The following is an 18,237-nucleotide window of genomic DNA, read 5'->3' as shown; positions in this document are numbered from 1 at the left end:
GGATTCGTTTGGCCCTGAACTCATTGCTGAATTAAAGCAGGGCAAAACTATTGTCGTAGATGATGTCGATCGCGATCCTCGGACTGCCGGATCGGGGGCTGCTACCTTTGACGCAATTCAAACCAAATCTCTCCTCTGTGTTCCCTTAGTGAAAGAAGGGCGATTTGTGGCATTGTTGGTGTTGCACCATGTCTCTGTTCGCCAATGGACCGAGGAAGATGTGGTGCTGATGGAGCGAATTGCTCAAAAAACCTGGCTAGCCGTGGAGCGATCGCGGGCAGAAGAAGAATTGCGCGAAAGTGAAGCTCATCTGCAACTGGCAGTAAAAATCGGACGAATGGGAACTTGGGACTGGGAGATGCAGACAGGTGCAATGCTTTGGTCAGAAGGACACTTCACCGTCCTGGGTCTACAACCAAACGAATACGAACCGGGCTATGAAGTTTGGGCAAGTCGGGTTCATCCTGATGACCTAGCAGAAGCTGAGGCAACACTTCAGCAAGCCATAGCTGACAAGAAGGATTATCACCATGAATATCGCCTGCGTTGGTTAGATGGCTCCATTCACTGGGTGGAAGCGAGAGGACACTTTACTTATGATGCACAGGAACATCCCAAGCACTCGATCGGAGTTGTCATTGATATCACACAGCGCAAGCAAGCCGAACAGGAACGGGAACAACTACTAGAGCGCGAACGCATTGCCCGTTCACAGGCAGAAGCGGCACAGCACCAATTGGCCACTATTTTTAATACATCTCCGATTGGACTTGCCCTGTTAGATGCACAGCAGCGATTTATTGCCATCAACGAAGCATTAGCAGAAATTAATGGATTAACCCGCGAGCAACACTTAGGACATTCCATTTCAGAACTTTTCGGTCAATCCGATCCAAAATTAGTTGAAGTCTTTCATCAGATATACACCACAGGAAATCCCTTTATTTCACCAAACTTTGCGGTGAATTTTCCCGGACGCGGCGATCGCCGTCCCGGTTACTACAACGTTTACTATCTTCCGACTCTGAACTCAAATAGTCAGGTTGAAGGCGTTCTAGTCTATGTGGTAGATGTGACTGAGCGCGTCAGACTAGAGCTTGCCCAACGTTTTCTGTCTGAGGCAAGTGCAGTGCTGGCATCCTCACTCGATTATCAAACGACTCTAGAGCGAGTCGCGCAGCTTACGGTGCCCCAATTAGCGGACTGGTGTACGGTTCACATGATAGAAGAGGATGGTGCGATCGAGCAGATTGCAGTGGCTCACGTTGACCCTGCCAAACTCGAATGGGCATATCAGATTAGAGACAAGTATCCACTAAACCCGGATGACCCTCGCGCTGCTGCATACACATTGCGAACTGGACAATCTGACTTGCTGCCGGAGATTCCCGATGAGTTGCTGGTACTCTCAGCGCGTGACGCAGAACATTTAGAGATTCTGCGGCAGGTTGGATTGAGATCTGTAATGACGGTGCCACTACGAACTCAGGCACGAATTCTAGGGGTCATCTCCTTTATCGGTGCCGAATCTGAACGACAGTACACCCTGGCAGATTTGCAACAGGCAGAGGAACTGGCTCGTCGTGCTTCCTTGGCGATCGACAATGCTCGCTTGTACCGGGTGGCTCAACGCGATCGCGCCAAAGCAGAAGCCGCTAACCGGATTAAAGACGAATTCTTGGCGGTGTTGTCTCACGAGTTGCGATCGCCCCTCAATCCGATTCTGGGCTGGACAAAATTGCTGCGAACTGGGCGATTAGATGGTACAAAAACGCAGCAAGCGCTGGAAACGATCGAACGCAACGCCAAGCTGCAAGCGCAACTCATTGAGGACTTGTTGGATGTCTCGCGCATTCTGCAAGGAAAAATGACGTTAAACGTCGCTCCTGTGAATCTAGCGGCAACGATTGAAGCTGCCCTAGAAACGGTACGACTAGCAGCCGAAGCCAAACACATTCAAATCCAGACCACATTTAATCCGATTTCAAGAACGGTTTCAGGTGATACAAATCGCCTCCAACAAATCGTCTGGAACCTGCTTTCCAATGCGGTAAAGTTCACCCCAAGCGGAGGACGCATCGAGGTGCAACTAGCGCAAGTTGGCACCTATGCTCAGATTCAAGTCAAAGATTCTGGAAAAGGCATCAGTCCAGACTTCTTACCCTACGTGTTTGACTACTTCCGTCAAGAAGATGGCACAACAACCCGACAATTTGGCGGATTGGGATTGGGACTGGCGATCGTCCGTCATTTTACCGAACTGCATGGAGGAACCGTTCAAGCAGACAGCTTAGGACAGAACTTAGGGGCTACATTTACCATCCGGCTGCCGTTAAACATTGTCGAGCCAGAACCCTCTTCTGATGACACACATTCAGAAAGTGCGACAGATTTAACAGGGGTTTATGTGTTGGTGGTGGATGACGATGCAGATATGCGGGAGTTGGCAGCATTCACCCTGATGCAATCTGGCGCACAAGTTAGGACAGCCGCTTCGGGGGCACAGGCGTTGACTCTCCTGAATCAATCTGTCCCCGATTTGCTGTTATGTGACATAGGGATGCCAGAGATGGATGGTTATTCCCTGATTCGGCAAATTAGAAAGTGGTCACCCCAACAGGGAGGCACGATTCCAGCGATCGCACTTACTGCCTATGCCGGAGAGATGAATCAGCAGCAAGCCTTAGCTGCCGGATTTCAGATCCATGTATCCAAGCCTGTTGAACCTGAGGAATTGGTAAAAGCGATCGCGCGTTTGCTGAGATCGGCCAGTTAAATACAGGTGACAACTCCTACACCAACTGAGTACAGTATGGTGTAGGCTTCTGGGCGACTCCTGCTATTGCATAGGACATTGACTGAGCTTTAAAAGCGGGTTGCCCCACCGCTCTATTTTTAATAACAATTGCTGCATTATGATCGCGGTCAAGACTGCACCCGCAATGAGGACAGTCATGCCAGCGAATATGCAGCTTTTTTGGTACTTTCTCACCGCAATTAGAGCAATCTTGTGAAGTATTATGGGGGGTTACTGGGACAACCAACAAACCAGCATTTGAGGCTTTGTTTGTTAATATCGACAGAAAGCTTGACCACCCAGCGTCCAACACAGATTTAGCTAATCTTGTACGAGCTAGACCTTTAATATTTAAATCCTCGTGCGCGATTACGTCATATTTTGATAGCAGCCAATTAGCTGTCTTGAAGTGAAAATCTTTGCGCTTATCAGCTACTTTTTTGTGACACTTTCCTAACTCCTTAACTGCCTTCTGCCTCCGGCTACTGCCTTTCTTGCGACGTGACACTCGCTTTTGAATTACCCGTAAGCGTTTTTGTTCTTTACGGTAATATTGGGGAATAGCGACTGTTTCGCCCTCAGAGGTTGTCAAAAACTCCTTCAGTCCTACATCAATACCTGTTATCGAACGAGGATTAAAGTCTGGCTTAATCTCTGGAACTGTCTTGTTTTCTAGGGAGAGCGTAAGGTAGTAACCATCAGCTTTCTTGGTGACAGATGCGGTTTTGATTTTGAACCCATCAGGGATAGGGCGATGCAAGACAATTTTAACTTTCCCAAACATCGGCAAGTTAATCAAGTTGCCACGTAAGAATCCCTCTTTCACCTGTGGATACGTAAAGGTGCGATAGCGATTGCGAGCCTTGAAACGAGGTTTTCCGCTACGTTTCCCGCTGCTGTCACCTTTCAAGAAACGGTCAAATGTTATCTTAACTCGCTTAACTACATCTTGCAGGACTTGCGAATATATCTCGCCATACCAAGGATGCGTTTTCTTGAGTTGAGGTAACGTTTTCTTTTGCGAATAATAATCAGGATTGTCTCGCAGTTCAGGTAGGTGGCAGACGAGAGGGCAGGCGTTAACAGGAGAACGGTTTTGTTCGTACCAATTAAATCTGTCAGCCCACAGAAAATTGTACTGAGCTCCTAGCATGGATAGCCATCTGTCTAGCTCAATGACCTGTTGTTTTGTTGGACGTAGTTTGTACTGGTAAGCCGTTCTCATGATTGCACTCCTTGAATGTCAAGTTAGCATTATTGTGTTCGCATCGACAACACAGCATGAAGAACAAGAACCTGCACATCCGATTGTCTGAGAAACGACTCCATAAACTGAGAACGATCGCGGAGGCAAGAGAAAAAACCATCACCCAGATGGTAGAGGCATGGATTGATCGAGTGTCCCTGACATTTACTGACTGACTCGCTTTCCCTACGTCAGTCGCGCATTCATCCCACACTGATTTATTGGGGGTACTCCGCTACGCCTCGATAAATCCCCCTCTAAATTCAGTGTGGGATGAATGCTGTTTAAGCTAACCATGTTCTCCATCTCTTGAACCAGTGTTTCTGGGGCTACAGGTTTGGCGATGTGCCGTTGAAAACCTGCAGCAAGTGCCTGCTGCTGATTCATCTCTCCAGCATAGGCAGTTAGTGCGATCGCTGGAATCTTATTTTCTTGTTCTGATTCCAACAGGCGCACCTGATGCATCAGCATATAGCCGTCCATCTCCGGCATCCCGATGTCACTAAGTAGAATGTCTGGCTTCGATTGCGTCAGTGCTTGTAAGGCTTCGCTAGCGGATGCTGCTGCCGTCACTTCTGCACCTGCTTGTTCCAAGACAAAAGCGAGGAAATTACGCGAGTCTGCTTCATCATCCACAACCAAAACCCGGATGTTTGTAAGAGGTAAAGTCTCAGGAACAGTCGCGAACGAGTTAGTCGTAGCGGTTTCATCGTTCGGCGCGACACTTTCCCTTCTCAACGGCAGTCTGACTGTAAAAGTCGCCCCTTGTCCCTCTCCTAGACTGTCTACTGTAACAGTTCCTCCGTGCAACTCGACGAGGTGACGCACGATCGCCAACCCTAACCCTAATCCCCCAAACTTACGGGTTGTAGTGCTATCCGCTTGTCGGAAATACTCAAACACATGGGGCAAAAAGTCTGGAGAAATTCCCTTGCCGGTGTCACTCACCTGAATTTGTGCCTCAGACCCGATTTGCTCTAATGTGATTTCTATCTGTCCCCCAGTTGGGGTGAACTTAACCGCGTTGGATAGCAGATTCCACACCACTTGTTGTAAGCGGGTTGAATCACCGGAAACTTGGCAAATACCCGGTTTAAATCGCATTTGAATTTCAATTGACTTTGCCTCTGCTGCCAGACGGACTGTTTCCATTGCCGCTTTAATGATGGATGGCAAATTAACGGGACAGACATTGAGGCTCAGCTTTCCTTGAAGAATTCGAGAGACATCGAGCAAGTCTTCAATCAGTTGCGCTTGCAATTTAGCGTTGCGCTCGATCGTTGCTAGCGCACGAGCTGTGGCTGTTTCATCCAGCTTGCGACTGCGAAGGAGCTTTGTCCAGCCCAGAATCGGATTAAGGGGCGATCGCAACTCATGGGACAACACGGCTAAAAACTCATCCTTAATCCGGTTCGCTGACTCTGCTTGTGTGCGGGCACGCTGTTCGGCTTCATACAGCCGAGTGTTTTCAACAGCCACCGATGCCATTTGTGCCAGTTGCACCAGAATCGCTTCGTCTTCTTCTGTAAACTCACCTTCGTACTTATCGGATAGCTGGATTAACCCAATGTTGCGTCCGTCTCGTCCCACGAGAGGAGCAACCAACCAACCGCGCATGGGGGGATGCCTGTCTGCTGCATCGCCAAACCCTTTCCACCTGGGGTCAGCTTCCAGTTCTGCCTGGGTCATTCGCATGGATCGGTTCAAATGACAAGCACAGGCATAGATTCCAGATCCATCCGTCTGGTCGTTATAATCTTGCCACTGGGCATACTTGTCGGACAAGTAAACAGCATTAATTGCCTGTGTCCAGTTTTGATCGATTGTCAGGCTTGTCACCGACTGGTGAGTGCCAATGATTTGATATGCCTGCTGGGTAATGACTTGCAGCACTTCTTCAACAGAAAGGGTTGCGTTGATTGCTAAGGCTGCCTGCGTCAATCCATGCAGTTGGCGGCTATACTGCTGCTCTTTGATCAGCGTTTGTATTCGCATCTCTTCGGCCTGCTGCCGCTCCAGTTCAGTGGCAACCCGTATGGCAAAAATTGTCAGCAGGGATTCTGCAAGCTGAACATTTTCCAACGGCTTGCCGTCCATCACGCCCAGCAACCCTAACGGTTTGCCTGCCAAGTCAAAGAACGGAATTGCCACATAACTTTCCACCTTCAAGGGTTCTAGAAGGGGAGCTTTGGGAAATAACGCTTGCACACCACGGGGGTAGCAACACATTTTTTGTTGTCGAATAACTTCTCGGCAAGGTGTGTCCTGCAACAGATATTCAAAGTTGTCGATAATTTGACCTTGGGCACAAGCCGCGATTGTTGTAATCGCTTCTTTGTCGTCTCCAGTGACCAAACCAATATAGGTATAATCGCTTCCCAGTGCCTTCGTGAAGTGTTGTACCAGAGCCGAAAAAAATGCCTCACCCGTCACGGCAGAAACGCCCTGTGTCACCTCTAGCAGAGCCGCATCCAGTAGAGCAATTTTACGCGCTGCTAGCCGTAGCTCTAATTCATCCACAACCATTGCCGCCAAATCTGCTAAAGTTGCTGTTTGCTCATCGGTTAAGGCATCGCGCGGTTTCATATCTAACAAACAAAGGGTACCCAGGTTAAAGCCATCCTGAGTGAGCAACGGCGCACCCGCATAGAAACGCAGACCGGGTTCATTTTGTACGAATGGATTACAGGTGAGGCGCTTGTCTTGCCTGGTGTCGGGAATGACTAGAACATCGTTAGATAACAGCGCCAAGCTGCAAATGGTAGCATCCCGTTGCACTTCCCGTAGATCAAAGCCGTAGCAGGACTTGAACCAGGCTCTCGATTCGTCTACCAGAGAGACTAGGGCGATTGGCATATCAAACATACGAGCCGCTAGTGACGTAATGCGATCGAATGCCGCTTCAGTTGGAGTATCCAGAATCTTGTATCGCCGCAGTGCCTCTAATCGTTCCGCCTCATTTGCTGGCAAAAGAGCGGTTAGGGCAATGGGTTTAGAAGAAGTTTCAGTCATGGGTTTTGAGTCAACGGGCGAGTGGAGAATGGGAAATGCAAGGGGAATGAGGTTGCGTTATTCAGAGGTGCCTGACCAAGGCAGCGTTAGCAGCGCTTAACGAAGTTATCGCCTGAATCAGGTCTTCTGGCTCTACAGGTTTAGAAATATGCTGTTGAAAGCCGGAGGCGAAAGCAATGGCGACCGGACAGGCATCAATCAAGGTTTGTAACGTCTGGTTGCTTAAGCACGATCGCCTGTTGAAGCACGAGAGTTCGAGGAGGAATTAGACAAATTCAGGAATATATAACATTTGCTATATCTGATTGTCTGCCACTAGGGGGATATATTTATCTACCTTGCAGGAGAAGTGGGCCCACAATGCCGGAGGTGTTGCTAAGCTGATGTGCATCTAAGGAGTTAGATGCACATCAGCTTAGCAACGCCCATTGAACCAAAGGGGTTGATACGGGCGATATCCATTTTATTTTAACGTCCTGAGCAGCGAACAATCTCGCCAAAGCACCTGCCTTAAGGGAGATCTTCCTTAGGAAGCAACTCAGCTTGAATTGAGAAAATCCTCTTAGTACCTATGCTGGAGAGATTCCACTTAATCCCTAATTTCTAGGACAATTCGGTACTTTTCGGTATTTTCCGCTCCAACCCTCTTACCAATTCCCGCAGCACGTCAGTTTTATGTAGCAGATCGATCGGCAGCAAGCCCATGCTGCCGGATTTGGGATACATATCTCGAAGCCTGTCGAACCTGAAAAATTGGTGAAAGCGATCGCACATTTGCTAAGACACTGAAGGACTTGAGTTTTGGGTACGTTGGATCTTGATTCCCTAACAATAACTGGCATAATAGGTAAATAGGCAGAACTAACCGCAATGAATGTAGAACGTACAAACTCCTTGAATCATCGAAAAGAGTTTACTGTAAATTTTCCTCAAAAGCTATGTACAGACTGTCAGGCGATCGAAGCTCGATTTGGGGCGATCGTAGACCATATGACTGAGGCATTCATTTGCATTAATTTAGAGTGGTACTGCACCTATGTCAACCGTAAAGCAGAGCAGCTTTTAAATAGGAAGTGGCAAGACATAATTGGCAAAACGATATGGACAGTATTTGCGGTCGAGCCTACCTCTGAGCTATATAAGTATTGTCATCGAGCGAGCGTAAAGCAAACTGCAATCGAGTTTGAAGAACACTATCCCTCACTCAACAAGTGGTTGAGAATTCGCGCAATCAAGAGTGAAGATAGCTTACTCTTTTACTTCCAAGAAACCGCCGAAACATCTCAAGCCGATCGACAATTGAAAGCCGAAATCATAAAGTGCCAGCAGGTGGAAGCCACCCTTCAGAAAGAACAGGAGTTTTTGAAGGCAATCCTAAACAACGTTCAAGCTGGCATTGTCGCTTGCGATGCAGATGGCATATTGACGGTATTTAACCAAGCAGCTAAAGATTTTCATGGATTACCTCAGCAGCCAGTTCCACCGGAGCAATGGGCTCAGTATTATAACTTGTATTTGCCCGACGGCAAAACAGGTATGAATACAGAGGATATTCCCCTGTTCCAGGCCTTGCAAGGACACAACGTTCGTGATGTGGAAATGATGATTGTTCCGCAGCAGGGAACGCCGCGAATGCTGTTAGCAACTGGACAGGCGATTATTGCCGCCAACGGCGAAAAACAAGGTGCTGTTGTCGTGATGCACGACATTACACAACGCAAGCAGGCAGAAACTGCTCTGCGTGAGGGTGAAGCGCAATTATCCAGCATCTTCCAAACTATTCCTGATGGCATCACTATTTTAGATTCTACCGGACAGATTATTACCGCAAATAGGGCAGCAGAGAGGATTTTAAGATTAACTAGCAGCGACATTGTGGAGCGAGGCTATAAAGATCCATCCTGGTTCATTACAACCGTGGAGGGTCATCCTTTCCCAGAAGATGAACTGCCGTTTGCGAGGGTTATGCAAACAGGTCAGGCTATTTATGGCATTGAACATGCCATTAACCATGCCGATGGCACCCGCACGATTCTTTCGATCAATGCTTCCCCTTTGTTTGACGCAGAAGAAAAAATTATCAATATCATTGCTGCTTTCAGCGACATTACTGAACGCAAGCAAACCGAAGACGAACGAGTACAGCTTGTTAAAGAACAGGCAGCCCGTGCTTTAGCAGAGGTTTCTCAGGAAAAATCAGCATTTTTAGCGGAAGTGAGTGCTATCCTTTCCTCTTCGCTAGAGTATGAACAAACTCTCCAAAGCGTTGCAAAGCTGGCAGTTCCTTATTTTGCAGATTGGTGTAGTGTCGATCTGCTGAATGAAGATCGCACAATCAGTCGTGTTGCAGTTGCTCATTCAGATCCCGAAAAAGTGAAGTTGGGCTGGGAGTTGGCTCAACGCTTTCCCAGACATCTCGATGATGGGTATGGCATTACTAAAGTCATGCAAACACGACAGGTTGAAATTGGGATTGAGATTACAGATGAACAGTTAGTTGCCACAGTGCCGAATGCTGAATACCTGGAAATCTTACGTGGAGTTGGGTTAAAGTCCTGCATCATTGCACCGCTACAGGCACGCGGGCGCGTGTTGGGTAGCATTACCTTTGTGTTTACTGAATCCGATCGCCGCTATCGCCTGGAAGACATTGGCCTGGCTGAAGATTTGGCTCAGCGAGCAGCGATCGCCATTGATAACGCTCGTCTCTATAATGAAACACAACAAGCGCAATTAGCTGCCGAACTCGCGGCTAACCGGACGGCTCGACTGCTGGCGGTGATGACGGCTTTGTCTGAATCGCTAACCGCGGCTCAAGTGGCTCATGTGATTATTGAACAGGGAATGTCGGCACTGGGAGCGAGTTCTGGTTTGGTTGCCGTATTAAACCAGGATAAAAGCGAACTGGAGATTATTCAAGCTATCGGGTATGAACACGTAGGAAAATTTCAGCGCAGTTTTTCACTTCATGCACCCTATCCTCTGGCAGAAGCTGTGCGAAGTGGGCAACCTGTTTGGGTAGAAACTATTGAAAACCGAATTGCCCGTTATCCTCATTTAGCCGAAGCGTATGCCAAGGCGGGTTTAGAAGCCTGGATTTCAGTGCCATTGTTGATTGAAGGACAAGCCGTTGGTGGACTGTCGCTCAGTTTTTCAACTCTTCCCCAGCTTTGTGAGAGCGATCGCGCTTTTGTTTTGGCACTGGCACAGCAGTCGGCGCAGTCGATCGACCGAGCACGGCTCTACGAGTCTGAATCGCAAGCACGGACACAAGCAGAAGCAGCTAACCGAATTAAAGATGAGTTCTTAGCTGTCTTGTCGCACGAATTGCGAACTCCGTTGAATCCGATTCTGGGTTGGACTCGACTGCTGCGAAGGGGAACCCTGGATTCTGGCAAGACGGCGGTAGCTCTCGAAACGATTGAACGCAATACCCAGTTGCAAGTTCAACTGATTGAGGATTTACTGGATATTTCTCGCATTCTACAAGGCAAGCTGAGTTTGAACTCTACTCCTATTAATTTGAAAACAACTCTTAAAGCTGCGCTCGAAACAGTTAGTTTAGCCGCCGAAGCGAAAAACATTCAAATTCAAACTCACCTCGAACCCCATGTCGGCGATGTGTTAGGAGATGCTACCCGATTGCAACAGGTTGTCTGGAATTTGCTCACCAATGCCATTAAGTTCACTCCAACTGGAGGTCGAGTTGAAGTTGAGCTAAAAAGGATTGATTCCTATGCTCAAATTCAAGTCAGGGATACAGGGAAAGGGATTAAGCCCGAATTTATTCCCTATGTATTTGACACATTTCGACAAGCCGATAGCAGTATTACGAGAACATTTGGTGGGTTAGGGCTGGGATTAGCGATCGTGCGTCACGTCGTTGAGCTACACGGTGGAATTGTCAAAGCCGAAAGTTTTGGAGAAGGACAGGGAGCAACATTTACTGTCACACTTCCCTTATTAGCCAGAAGCAATGATGAAAACAGTGACCACAACGATAATCTATCACTCAAAGCTCACACTTCACCCTTGGCTAGATTATGTATCCTGGCCGTCGATGACGAAGTAGACAATTTAGAGTTAGTTCAATGTATTTTGGAGCAAGCGGGAGCCACAGTGATCTCTGTATCTTCAGCAAAAGATGCGCTACAAAAGCTCAATGAATCTAAGCCAGATGTTTTGATTGCTGATATTGGAATGCCACAAATTGATGGCTATATGTTGATTCGTCAAGTCAGACAACTATCTACACAGGAGGGAGGAGAGATTCCCGCGATCGCCCTCACAGCGTATGCAGGTGAGGCAAATCAACAGCAAGCACTAGCAGCCGGATTTCACAGGCATCTTCCCAAGCCTGTTGAGCCTGAAACGTTAGTGGAGACAATTGAGAAATTGCTTCATCCAATAGAGTAATCTTAATTCCGGTTGTACTCGTGATGATTGTTGAGTGTTGGCTGTTAACTGTCAGTCGAAAAACTGAATGAGATAAATTCCGGTTGCAGCGGAATAGTCAAATCCAGTCAACAGTCAACAATCACGGATGGTGCAACCGGAATTGATAGAATTCATCTGCGTTAATCTGTGTTAATCTGCCCTCATCTGCGCTGAAAAAAAGATAATTTCTCCGGCCGCAGATGACAAGGGATTGACGCTGATTAACGCAGAGGTCGAGAAGAGAGATAGGAATAATTCCGATGCTAACAGATTTGATATGATAGTTGAGTGTTGATTGTTGACTCGATTTTACGCCCGACGATGAAGCGCGGATTTAATATAAGGCAGAGTATTAGACAGAGTGGAAATTAAGATTTAGCTACCTCGGTACAAGGATTTCAAGTTGATTATTGGAGAGGTCTTTTGAGTATAGTCTGGGAAGAAAATGTCACGAATTGAGGGCTAGCCTAATGCTGCTTGGCTTAGATGTATGAATAGGCTCTGCTAAGGCATTGCTCCCCAAACCCCATAATATATCGTTGACACCAGCCCTGGGCCCACAACGCGGGAAATTTTAACTTTGACCTACAGTTGGGAAATTCCGATCGCAATCGCAACTAATGTCGATCGCCCCCAGCATCTCCAAATCATCTCAAATTCAGTTCACCACTCCACCAGCCCACCAGTCCCTTCCGGGACACGGCTGTCATGCCGTGTCCTCACCCGCAGCACTACTTGAGACGCCAAGGGGAACAACCCCCTGATAACTTACCTGCGACAGCCTTGGGCGATCGCCCTTAACACCGCTAGCCGCACTTCTGGATGAGATTTCTCAAGCCCGTTAGCCCGAAAAATCCAGTGTCCGCCGCCCGCGTGCTCGATCGCAATCTTTTGTCCGTCAGGCAAAACTATTTGCCACCAATTCAACACTGTGGCTTTAATAAGGTGGCACTGAATTTCGTTCAGTTGAACCTCCATTAATTTCAGTTGACGCATGATTGGATTTTGGGCAGATGACTTCATGATTTTTCTCATTAAATGAATTCGACTGTTTCTCGGCTTTGATTTCACTTTGCCGATTTTTGAACTTAACTTCACCTTCCGAAGTTTTCGCCTTAACTTCCCCTTCCGAAGTTTTCGCCTTAACTTCCCTTTTACCACCTTTAGGGCCAACTTTGACTCCAAAACCTTTAGACTTAACTTTTCCTGGGGCAGAAGTTGAAGTCTGTTCCGTTGCGGGCTTCTTAAACTCCGCGTCTAATTGGTCTAAAATCTCCTCTTGTTCCGGGGTATGTTCCGCTGGCTGCTCTAAATTGCTGGGATTGTATTCGCCAACCAACCTTGCCAAAAATTCCGAAATTGACAGTCCGGCTGCGGCTGCTTTTTTGGTTAAAAGGGCGTAGGTGTCGGTTTTAATGCGAATTTGTTTGAGCCGGAGGTTGGGATTGTTGTCAACTGTTTCGGCAATAGTTACTGCGGTAATCCTTTCTTTGGGGATGACATCGACAACTTCTTGCCACTTTTCCTGTAAACGACAGTCGCCATATTGGTCGGTAATTGCGTGTTTGAACAAAGGAACAACTTGAGCGACGCAGCTAGGCAAAATCTCAAATCCGGCTTTAATTAAGCGCAGGCAAATGCCAGCAGCTTTGATAATTTGCGTGCAGTAAAAATACTGCCTGCCTAATGCTTGTTCGCAGTAAGTTTTAAAAGTTTTGAACTTGTCTTTGTACAATCGCAGTTTTCGGATCGCGTCCAGCATGATTCCTTGACGCACGTAGTCTAGGAATCCCCTTTTAATTTCGCCTGTCAGGTAGTCTAAATCGTGAAAGGGAGATTGATTCTGGATTTCTTCTTCAAAGTCTAGCAGCGGGCCTGCAAAGTGAAAGTTGGAGGCGACATCGCCTAGGTAGAAGTTGTCAATTGATGTGGACATGATCTGGAATGGTTCGAGAAAGGGCACGATAGCACGGAAGTTGTGCGATCGCAAAGGAGAAGTTTTGGTCTGGATCTTTGATATAATTTTGAGCTGGGTTGTCCTGTGAGGTCGATCGACCTTTTACATGGCATCACCTCCTCGGCGTTGAGAAAAAAGGGGCTTGAGGTATGCGCCCAACCCGAAAAAACGCTTGGGTATGCAAGCACAATTGATAGACACGAAAAATCCGGCGGTTCTTCAAACCTGCATTTTGACGAAAGGAGGCTCGCCCTGTTGCCTTTGTTTTGCCTATCTACTAGCAGTTTAGTGCCAGGTTGTGAATGTGTCAAGCACTATTTTGCTAGCAATTAACTGCTATAATTGATGGAAGCTAAAGATCAAGAAACCATAACCTTGAAAAACCTTAGAGAAAGTGCAAATTTGACCCAACCCGAACTTAGTCGTCGAATGGGGGTAGGAATTCGCATTATTGGCGATTGGGAACGAGGAGAATCCATTCCTCGCTTCGATAGGGCCATTGCTCTGGCGCGCGAGCTAGGCGTACCACTAAAAACACTTGCTAGATGTATGGGACTAGATGTAACCAAAATTCCCGACGACCTACCAACTTTCGCGCCAGAGCGATCGGACAACTAACAAGTACAGCGAAGTCATGGTCTTGATATTTGATACAATTTTGAGCTGGGCCGTCTCTGTGAGGTTGATCGACCTTTTACATGGCATCACCTCCTCGGCGTTGAGAAAAAAGGGGCTTGAGGTATGCGCCCAACCCGAAAAAACGCTTGGGTATGCGAGCACAATTGATAGACACGAAAAATCAGGCGGTTCTTCAAACCTGCATTTTGACCAAAGGAGGCTCGCCCAACCGCTTTACTATCTCCTTCTTCGTAGTTTAGTCAGACTTATTGTTTTGGTTCAGGGTAAACTACGAAATATTCTGCACCATGAATCAAGAAGTACGGGATTTATACGAAATGAGCCTTGCAGAAATTAGAGAATACAGGGGCTTGAGTCGCCGAGAGCTTAGCCAGCAACTGACGGGGAAAGTCTCTGAAGATACTTTGTATTCAATAGAAAAAAGAAAACAAAAACCCAGAGTTGATACTGCAATAGCCATCTGTACAGCGCTAAATATTAGCTTGAAACAGTTCTGTCACTCGATCGGGCTAGATGTTTCAGGACTTGTTGATGATTACGTTCCGCCGAGGAACAGCTAACAAACAGAGCTAAATCATGGTCTTGATATTTGATACAATTTTAAACTGGGCTGTGAGGTCGATCGACCTTTTACATGGCATTACCTCCTCGGCGTTGAGAAAAAAGGGGCTTGAGGTATGCGCCCAAGCCGAAAAAACGCTTGGCTATGCAGGCATAATGGGTAGACACTACAAATAAGGCGGTTCTTCAAACCTGCATTTTGACGAAAGGAGGCTCGTTGAGCTGCCTTTATTGTTCCTACCAACATGAAGTTTACGTCTTATCCGAGTTTTTGTCAAGACGTTTGCATCATGAATATTTCGTCCTATGATAGAAGAAGATTTACAAGAAAAGGAGAAGTCTCGATTGAGACTACTCAGAGAACAAGCTGGACTAACACGCCCTCAAGTCAAAGAAAAAATCGGAATTTCCGAGCGAAGACAAGCTGACTGGGAATTAGGCAAGGCTCTACCTAACGCTGAAAACATACTTGCTATGGCTAACCTGTACCAGGTTTCTCTAAAAACTATGTTTGAGGTTTTAGGATTAGACGTAACCAAAATTCCCGATGACTTACCAAGTCGAGCGCCCTCACCGAACGACAACTAACAAGCACAGCTAAATCATGGTGTTGACATTTGATACAATTTTGAGTCAGGCTGTGAGGTCGATCGACCTTTTACATGGCATCACCTCCTCGGCGTTGAGGAAAAGAGGCTTGAGGTATGCGCCCTTCCCCGGAACATACGCTTGGGTATGCAGGCACAATTGATAGACACGAAAAATCAGGCGGTTCTTCAAACCTGCATTTTGACGAAACGAGACTCGCGCTCGCCGCCCTTTGTCATGTCACCTTTGTCTCATTATGAGATGTCAATTTAATTTTGTCAAGTATGACATCTCAATATGAGATTTTACGATCCAATGTCATCAAGAAAAGAACGAAGACAGGAGGGCAATTCACCATTGGAAGCCCTAAGAATCCACAAAACCGACTTATCACAAGATGAGTTCGCTTTTAAATGTGGGATTCCCCGCGCCACCTATCACAGATGGATATCTGGAGCAACAGAGCCCAAATTTTCTCTCGAACAGTTGAAAGCAATTTGCCGCGAACTACAAATAGAAAAAATAGATGAACTTCCAGAGAGCTTTGGCCCGAAGAAGCAATCAAACCAAACCAACAGTTAAAAAATTACTGCTGATACAATTTTGAGTCAGGCTGCAAGGTCGATCGACCTTAACCCGACCAGGATCGAACCTACCCTTGGAAGGGGGGGAGAGGTAGATTGTAATAATGATTAATCTTTAATTGGGCAGGAACTTCAATGCTAGTAAAGCTCTTTTGATGCCTGTTGAAATGTGGCGCGATCGTTGAGATGTGGAAAAGGCTTGTCAGGAGGAACAGATACGCCAAGGAAGTGACACAAGGGTTCCCAACCCTCCTTCACTTGGTAAACTAACAGGCGCTCTGGTGGAACCAAACGTTTGACTTCTTCAATGTGTTGATTGAAAATTCCGATCGCGTAGGGTTTATCCTCAAATTTCCCTTGAAAATCCTTCACCCAAACATCTTTATCTGCCATGCGGAAGATGCGAACTAGATTCCGCAGCTTTGGAGAAAATGGGAGCGATAAAGCCATCTTTAGCTTCTTCCAGCCTTTTGGCCCTGCTTGGTAGATTGTTTTCAAGGTACTCTCATACCAACTATCTGCATCTCGAATACTCAACAGAACTTTAGCATCAGGATAGTGCTGCATAAGTTGACTATAGTAACGATAACCTGGGTAATCTACTATTGCTTGGTAGCCATCAAACAAAGCATCCCAATTGACAGGTTTTCCCTGACTGGCATCCTCCCAGAACTTTACATCAGAAGGGTGTGTTAGAAGTTCTACCATGTGGTAGCATTTACTAAAACCGAGTTCTTCTAAAGCAGCTTTGATAGATAGCGTTCCCGTTCGTCCAAAACCTGCACCAATCACCTTAATTGCCATAAATTCCTCAATATTCTGCTTCCATTAAAAGTCGAAGCCCACTGCCTCAATTGTAGATCAGGCGATCGCGCAACAGTTCTGGTACTAGGGTATAGATTTTCCCCCCTAGGTGTAGCGACCTGCAATACTAAACGCTCTGTCCCTGCAATGCTGCGATTTTTGAGGATGGATTAATTGCAACTGAAATTACTGTTCAGCCAGGATTAACTGCAACACAAACCCAGGGCTAACTGCAAATGAGCCTGCAATCATCCATTTCGACCGGAATTAACTGCAACTGATCGATGTCTAGAGGGTGACAAGGATCTTTCATCGCTCAATCCGTGACTTTCCCTCTCAAAGCTTTAATCTGCCCTCGCTTGGTTTTGCTGTCGAGACGCTTGCGCTGGGAACTGCGAGTTGCTTTGCTGGGTTTGCGCCTTTTCGGTATGACGATCGCACTTTTAATCAGTTCTTGCAGCCGTCTCAAAGCCTCCTCCCGGTTTTGTTCTTGGCTGCGGTGTTCCTGCGCCTTGATGACAATCACACCTTCGGAGGTGATGCGCTGGTCGTTGATTTGCAACAAACGCTCCTTGTAGCGATCGGGCAATGAGGAAGCTGGGATATCAAAGCGCAAGTGAATAGCACTCGCCACCTTATTTACATTTTGCCCCCCCGCGCCTTGAGAGCGAATCGCACTAATCTCGATTTCGCGATCGTCTATGAACACAGTGTTAGAAATTTGTAGCATGATTCAACAGTGAGATTAATGATATAGGTCGATCTCGCACAGTCTGCGGAGGCGGACGAAAGTTTGACTCTATGCAGCGATTTCAAGATCCGAATGATGCACTTAGTTTAGTATAGAAGTTATTTACAATTCTTAGCTAGCAGGATGAATTCGATTAGTTTTTTTCGATCCCATAACTCTACGTCGTTAGATTTAGCAAGATTGTAAGCGTTTTCTGTAAATCGGTTGTTGGTGATTACTCGGCCTTTATTTCCTTTGTAATGTCTGACGGCTCCTGCTACTTCTTGAACTGCTTTAATCCCAACTAGATTTTTGCTTCTTTTCGCTTGAACCACGATTGTGGAGCCATCTTTGTATAAAATTAAATCCGCCCCATAATCTTGACTCTCTTGAGTTAAAGTCACAGTATAAGCAAAGTTTATAAAATGAACCTCTAGAAATTTTTCAAACTCTTTTCCCGTCATTTCATCCACTTCCAGAATACCACTGTCTAATAAACGCTTGTTTTCCTCTTCTTCTTTCAGTGTATCCAATACCGATGTCGCAATCACACCAAAAACGGCAGCGGCTCTTCCAATAAAAGATTTCATATAATTACATTTTTTTTAATGAGTAGTTATGATGTTAGCAGATTTGCTCAGTATAGTTATCTACTAAGATCGCAAGTAAGATCACAAGCACATTGTGATCTTACTTACTGATTCTTTTAGATTCCCGATATTGGACTGGGGCTTTTTGTCTGCAGTCAAGTTCAAGTATGGTTCAAAGAGTCAGGCGAAAGTCAAGGGATGTTATAGTTGAGAACTGTAACACAACTTTAATCACACCCAAACCGTAGGTTTAGCAAAAATTACGGCGGATACAGTGACAATGGGCAAGGCT

The 18,237-nt window shown here is 46.5% G+C and carries 14 protein-coding genes; 6 read left to right on the top strand and 8 right to left on the bottom strand.

The window, feature by feature from the left end; translation table 11 throughout:
- Window positions 1-2,776: ATP-binding protein (locus QUA71_RS23220; protein ID WP_333288640.1), on the top strand; the 2,776-nt coding region annotated here is incomplete at its 5' end.
- Window positions 2,777-2,792: 16 nt separating this feature from the next.
- Here QUA71_RS23220 and QUA71_RS23215 read toward each other — a convergent pair.
- The 3 genes from QUA71_RS23215 to QUA71_RS23205 form a co-directional block, all read right to left on the bottom strand.
- Window positions 2,793-4,022, bottom strand: coding sequence for a transposase (locus QUA71_RS23215; protein ID WP_333288638.1), 1,230 nt, complete (start codon window positions 4,020-4,022; stop codon window positions 2,793-2,795).
- Between the two features lie 207 nt (window positions 4,023-4,229).
- Window positions 4,230-7,055 carry a GAF domain-containing protein gene (locus tag QUA71_RS23210; protein WP_333288636.1) on the bottom strand — a complete coding sequence of 942 codons (2,826 nt, stop codon included), beginning with the start codon at window positions 7,053-7,055 and terminating at the stop codon, window positions 4,230-4,232.
- A 603-nt stretch (window positions 7,056-7,658) separates the two neighbouring features.
- Entirely contained in the window at window positions 7,659-7,781 is a 123-nt protein-coding gene (locus QUA71_RS23205; protein WP_333288634.1) for a hypothetical protein, read from the bottom strand.
- A 144-nt stretch (window positions 7,782-7,925) separates the two neighbouring features.
- On the opposite strand from QUA71_RS23205, the gene QUA71_RS23200 reads away from it, so the two are divergent.
- On the top strand, window positions 7,926-11,471 hold the full coding sequence (locus QUA71_RS23200) for a PAS domain S-box protein (RefSeq protein ID WP_333288632.1): 3,546 nt from the start codon (window positions 7,926-7,928) through the stop codon (window positions 11,469-11,471).
- 789 nt (window positions 11,472-12,260) lie between these two features.
- On the opposite strand, the gene QUA71_RS23195 is transcribed toward QUA71_RS23200, so the two are convergent.
- Window positions 12,261-12,422, bottom strand: coding sequence for a hypothetical protein (locus tag QUA71_RS23195; protein WP_242728623.1), 162 nt, complete (start codon window positions 12,420-12,422; stop codon window positions 12,261-12,263).
- Between the two features lie 7 nt (window positions 12,423-12,429).
- Window positions 12,430-13,428, bottom strand: coding sequence for a hypothetical protein (locus tag QUA71_RS23190; protein ID WP_333288630.1), 999 nt, complete (start codon window positions 13,426-13,428; stop codon window positions 12,430-12,432).
- A 366-nt stretch (window positions 13,429-13,794) separates the two neighbouring features.
- Here QUA71_RS23190 and QUA71_RS23185 point away from each other — a divergent pair, with 366 nt between their 5' ends.
- The 4 genes from QUA71_RS23185 (at window position 13,795) to QUA71_RS23170 (ending at window position 15,819) form a co-directional block, all read left to right on the top strand.
- Window positions 13,795-14,067, top strand: coding sequence for a helix-turn-helix transcriptional regulator (locus QUA71_RS23185; RefSeq protein WP_333288628.1), 273 nt, complete (start codon window positions 13,795-13,797; stop codon window positions 14,065-14,067).
- Window positions 14,068-14,375: 308 nt separating this feature from the next.
- Window positions 14,376-14,648 (top strand): helix-turn-helix transcriptional regulator, encoded by a 273-nt coding sequence (locus tag QUA71_RS23180; protein ID WP_333038829.1) that lies wholly within the window; start codon window positions 14,376-14,378, stop codon window positions 14,646-14,648.
- A gap of 307 nt (window positions 14,649-14,955) precedes the next feature.
- On the top strand, window positions 14,956-15,237 hold the full coding sequence (locus tag QUA71_RS23175) for a helix-turn-helix transcriptional regulator (protein WP_333288626.1): 282 nt from the start codon (window positions 14,956-14,958) through the stop codon (window positions 15,235-15,237).
- 297 nt (window positions 15,238-15,534) lie between these two features.
- Window positions 15,535-15,819 (top strand): helix-turn-helix domain-containing protein, encoded by a 285-nt coding sequence (locus QUA71_RS23170; RefSeq protein WP_006632669.1) that lies wholly within the window; start codon window positions 15,535-15,537, stop codon window positions 15,817-15,819.
- 140 nt (window positions 15,820-15,959) lie between these two features.
- Here QUA71_RS23170 and QUA71_RS23165 read toward each other — a convergent pair whose 3' ends face one another.
- The 3 genes from QUA71_RS23165 to QUA71_RS23155 form a co-directional block, all read right to left on the bottom strand.
- Window positions 15,960-16,625 carry a sulfotransferase family protein gene (locus QUA71_RS23165; RefSeq protein WP_006632668.1) on the bottom strand — a complete coding sequence of 222 codons (666 nt, stop codon included), beginning with the start codon at window positions 16,623-16,625 and terminating at the stop codon, window positions 15,960-15,962.
- Window positions 16,626-16,941: 316 nt separating this feature from the next.
- Window positions 16,942-17,355, bottom strand: a complete 414-nt coding sequence (gene arfB / locus QUA71_RS23160) for an alternative ribosome rescue aminoacyl-tRNA hydrolase ArfB (RefSeq protein WP_333038823.1) — start codon at window positions 17,353-17,355, stop codon at window positions 16,942-16,944.
- 119 nt (window positions 17,356-17,474) lie between these two features.
- The gene (locus QUA71_RS23155) at window positions 17,475-17,945 is read right to left on the bottom strand and encodes a restriction endonuclease (RefSeq protein WP_333288623.1); all 471 of its coding nucleotides are present in this window, start codon (window positions 17,943-17,945) and stop codon (window positions 17,475-17,477) included.
- Window positions 17,946-18,237 lie beyond the last annotated feature (292 nt).

The sequence above is a fragment of the Microcoleus sp. MON1_C5 genome, from assembly GCF_036701875.1.
GTDB lineage: Bacteria > Cyanobacteriota > Cyanobacteriia > Cyanobacteriales > Microcoleaceae > Microcoleus.
Note: the sequence above shows the minus strand (reverse complement) of the source record. Positions and strands in the feature narration are given on the sequence as shown.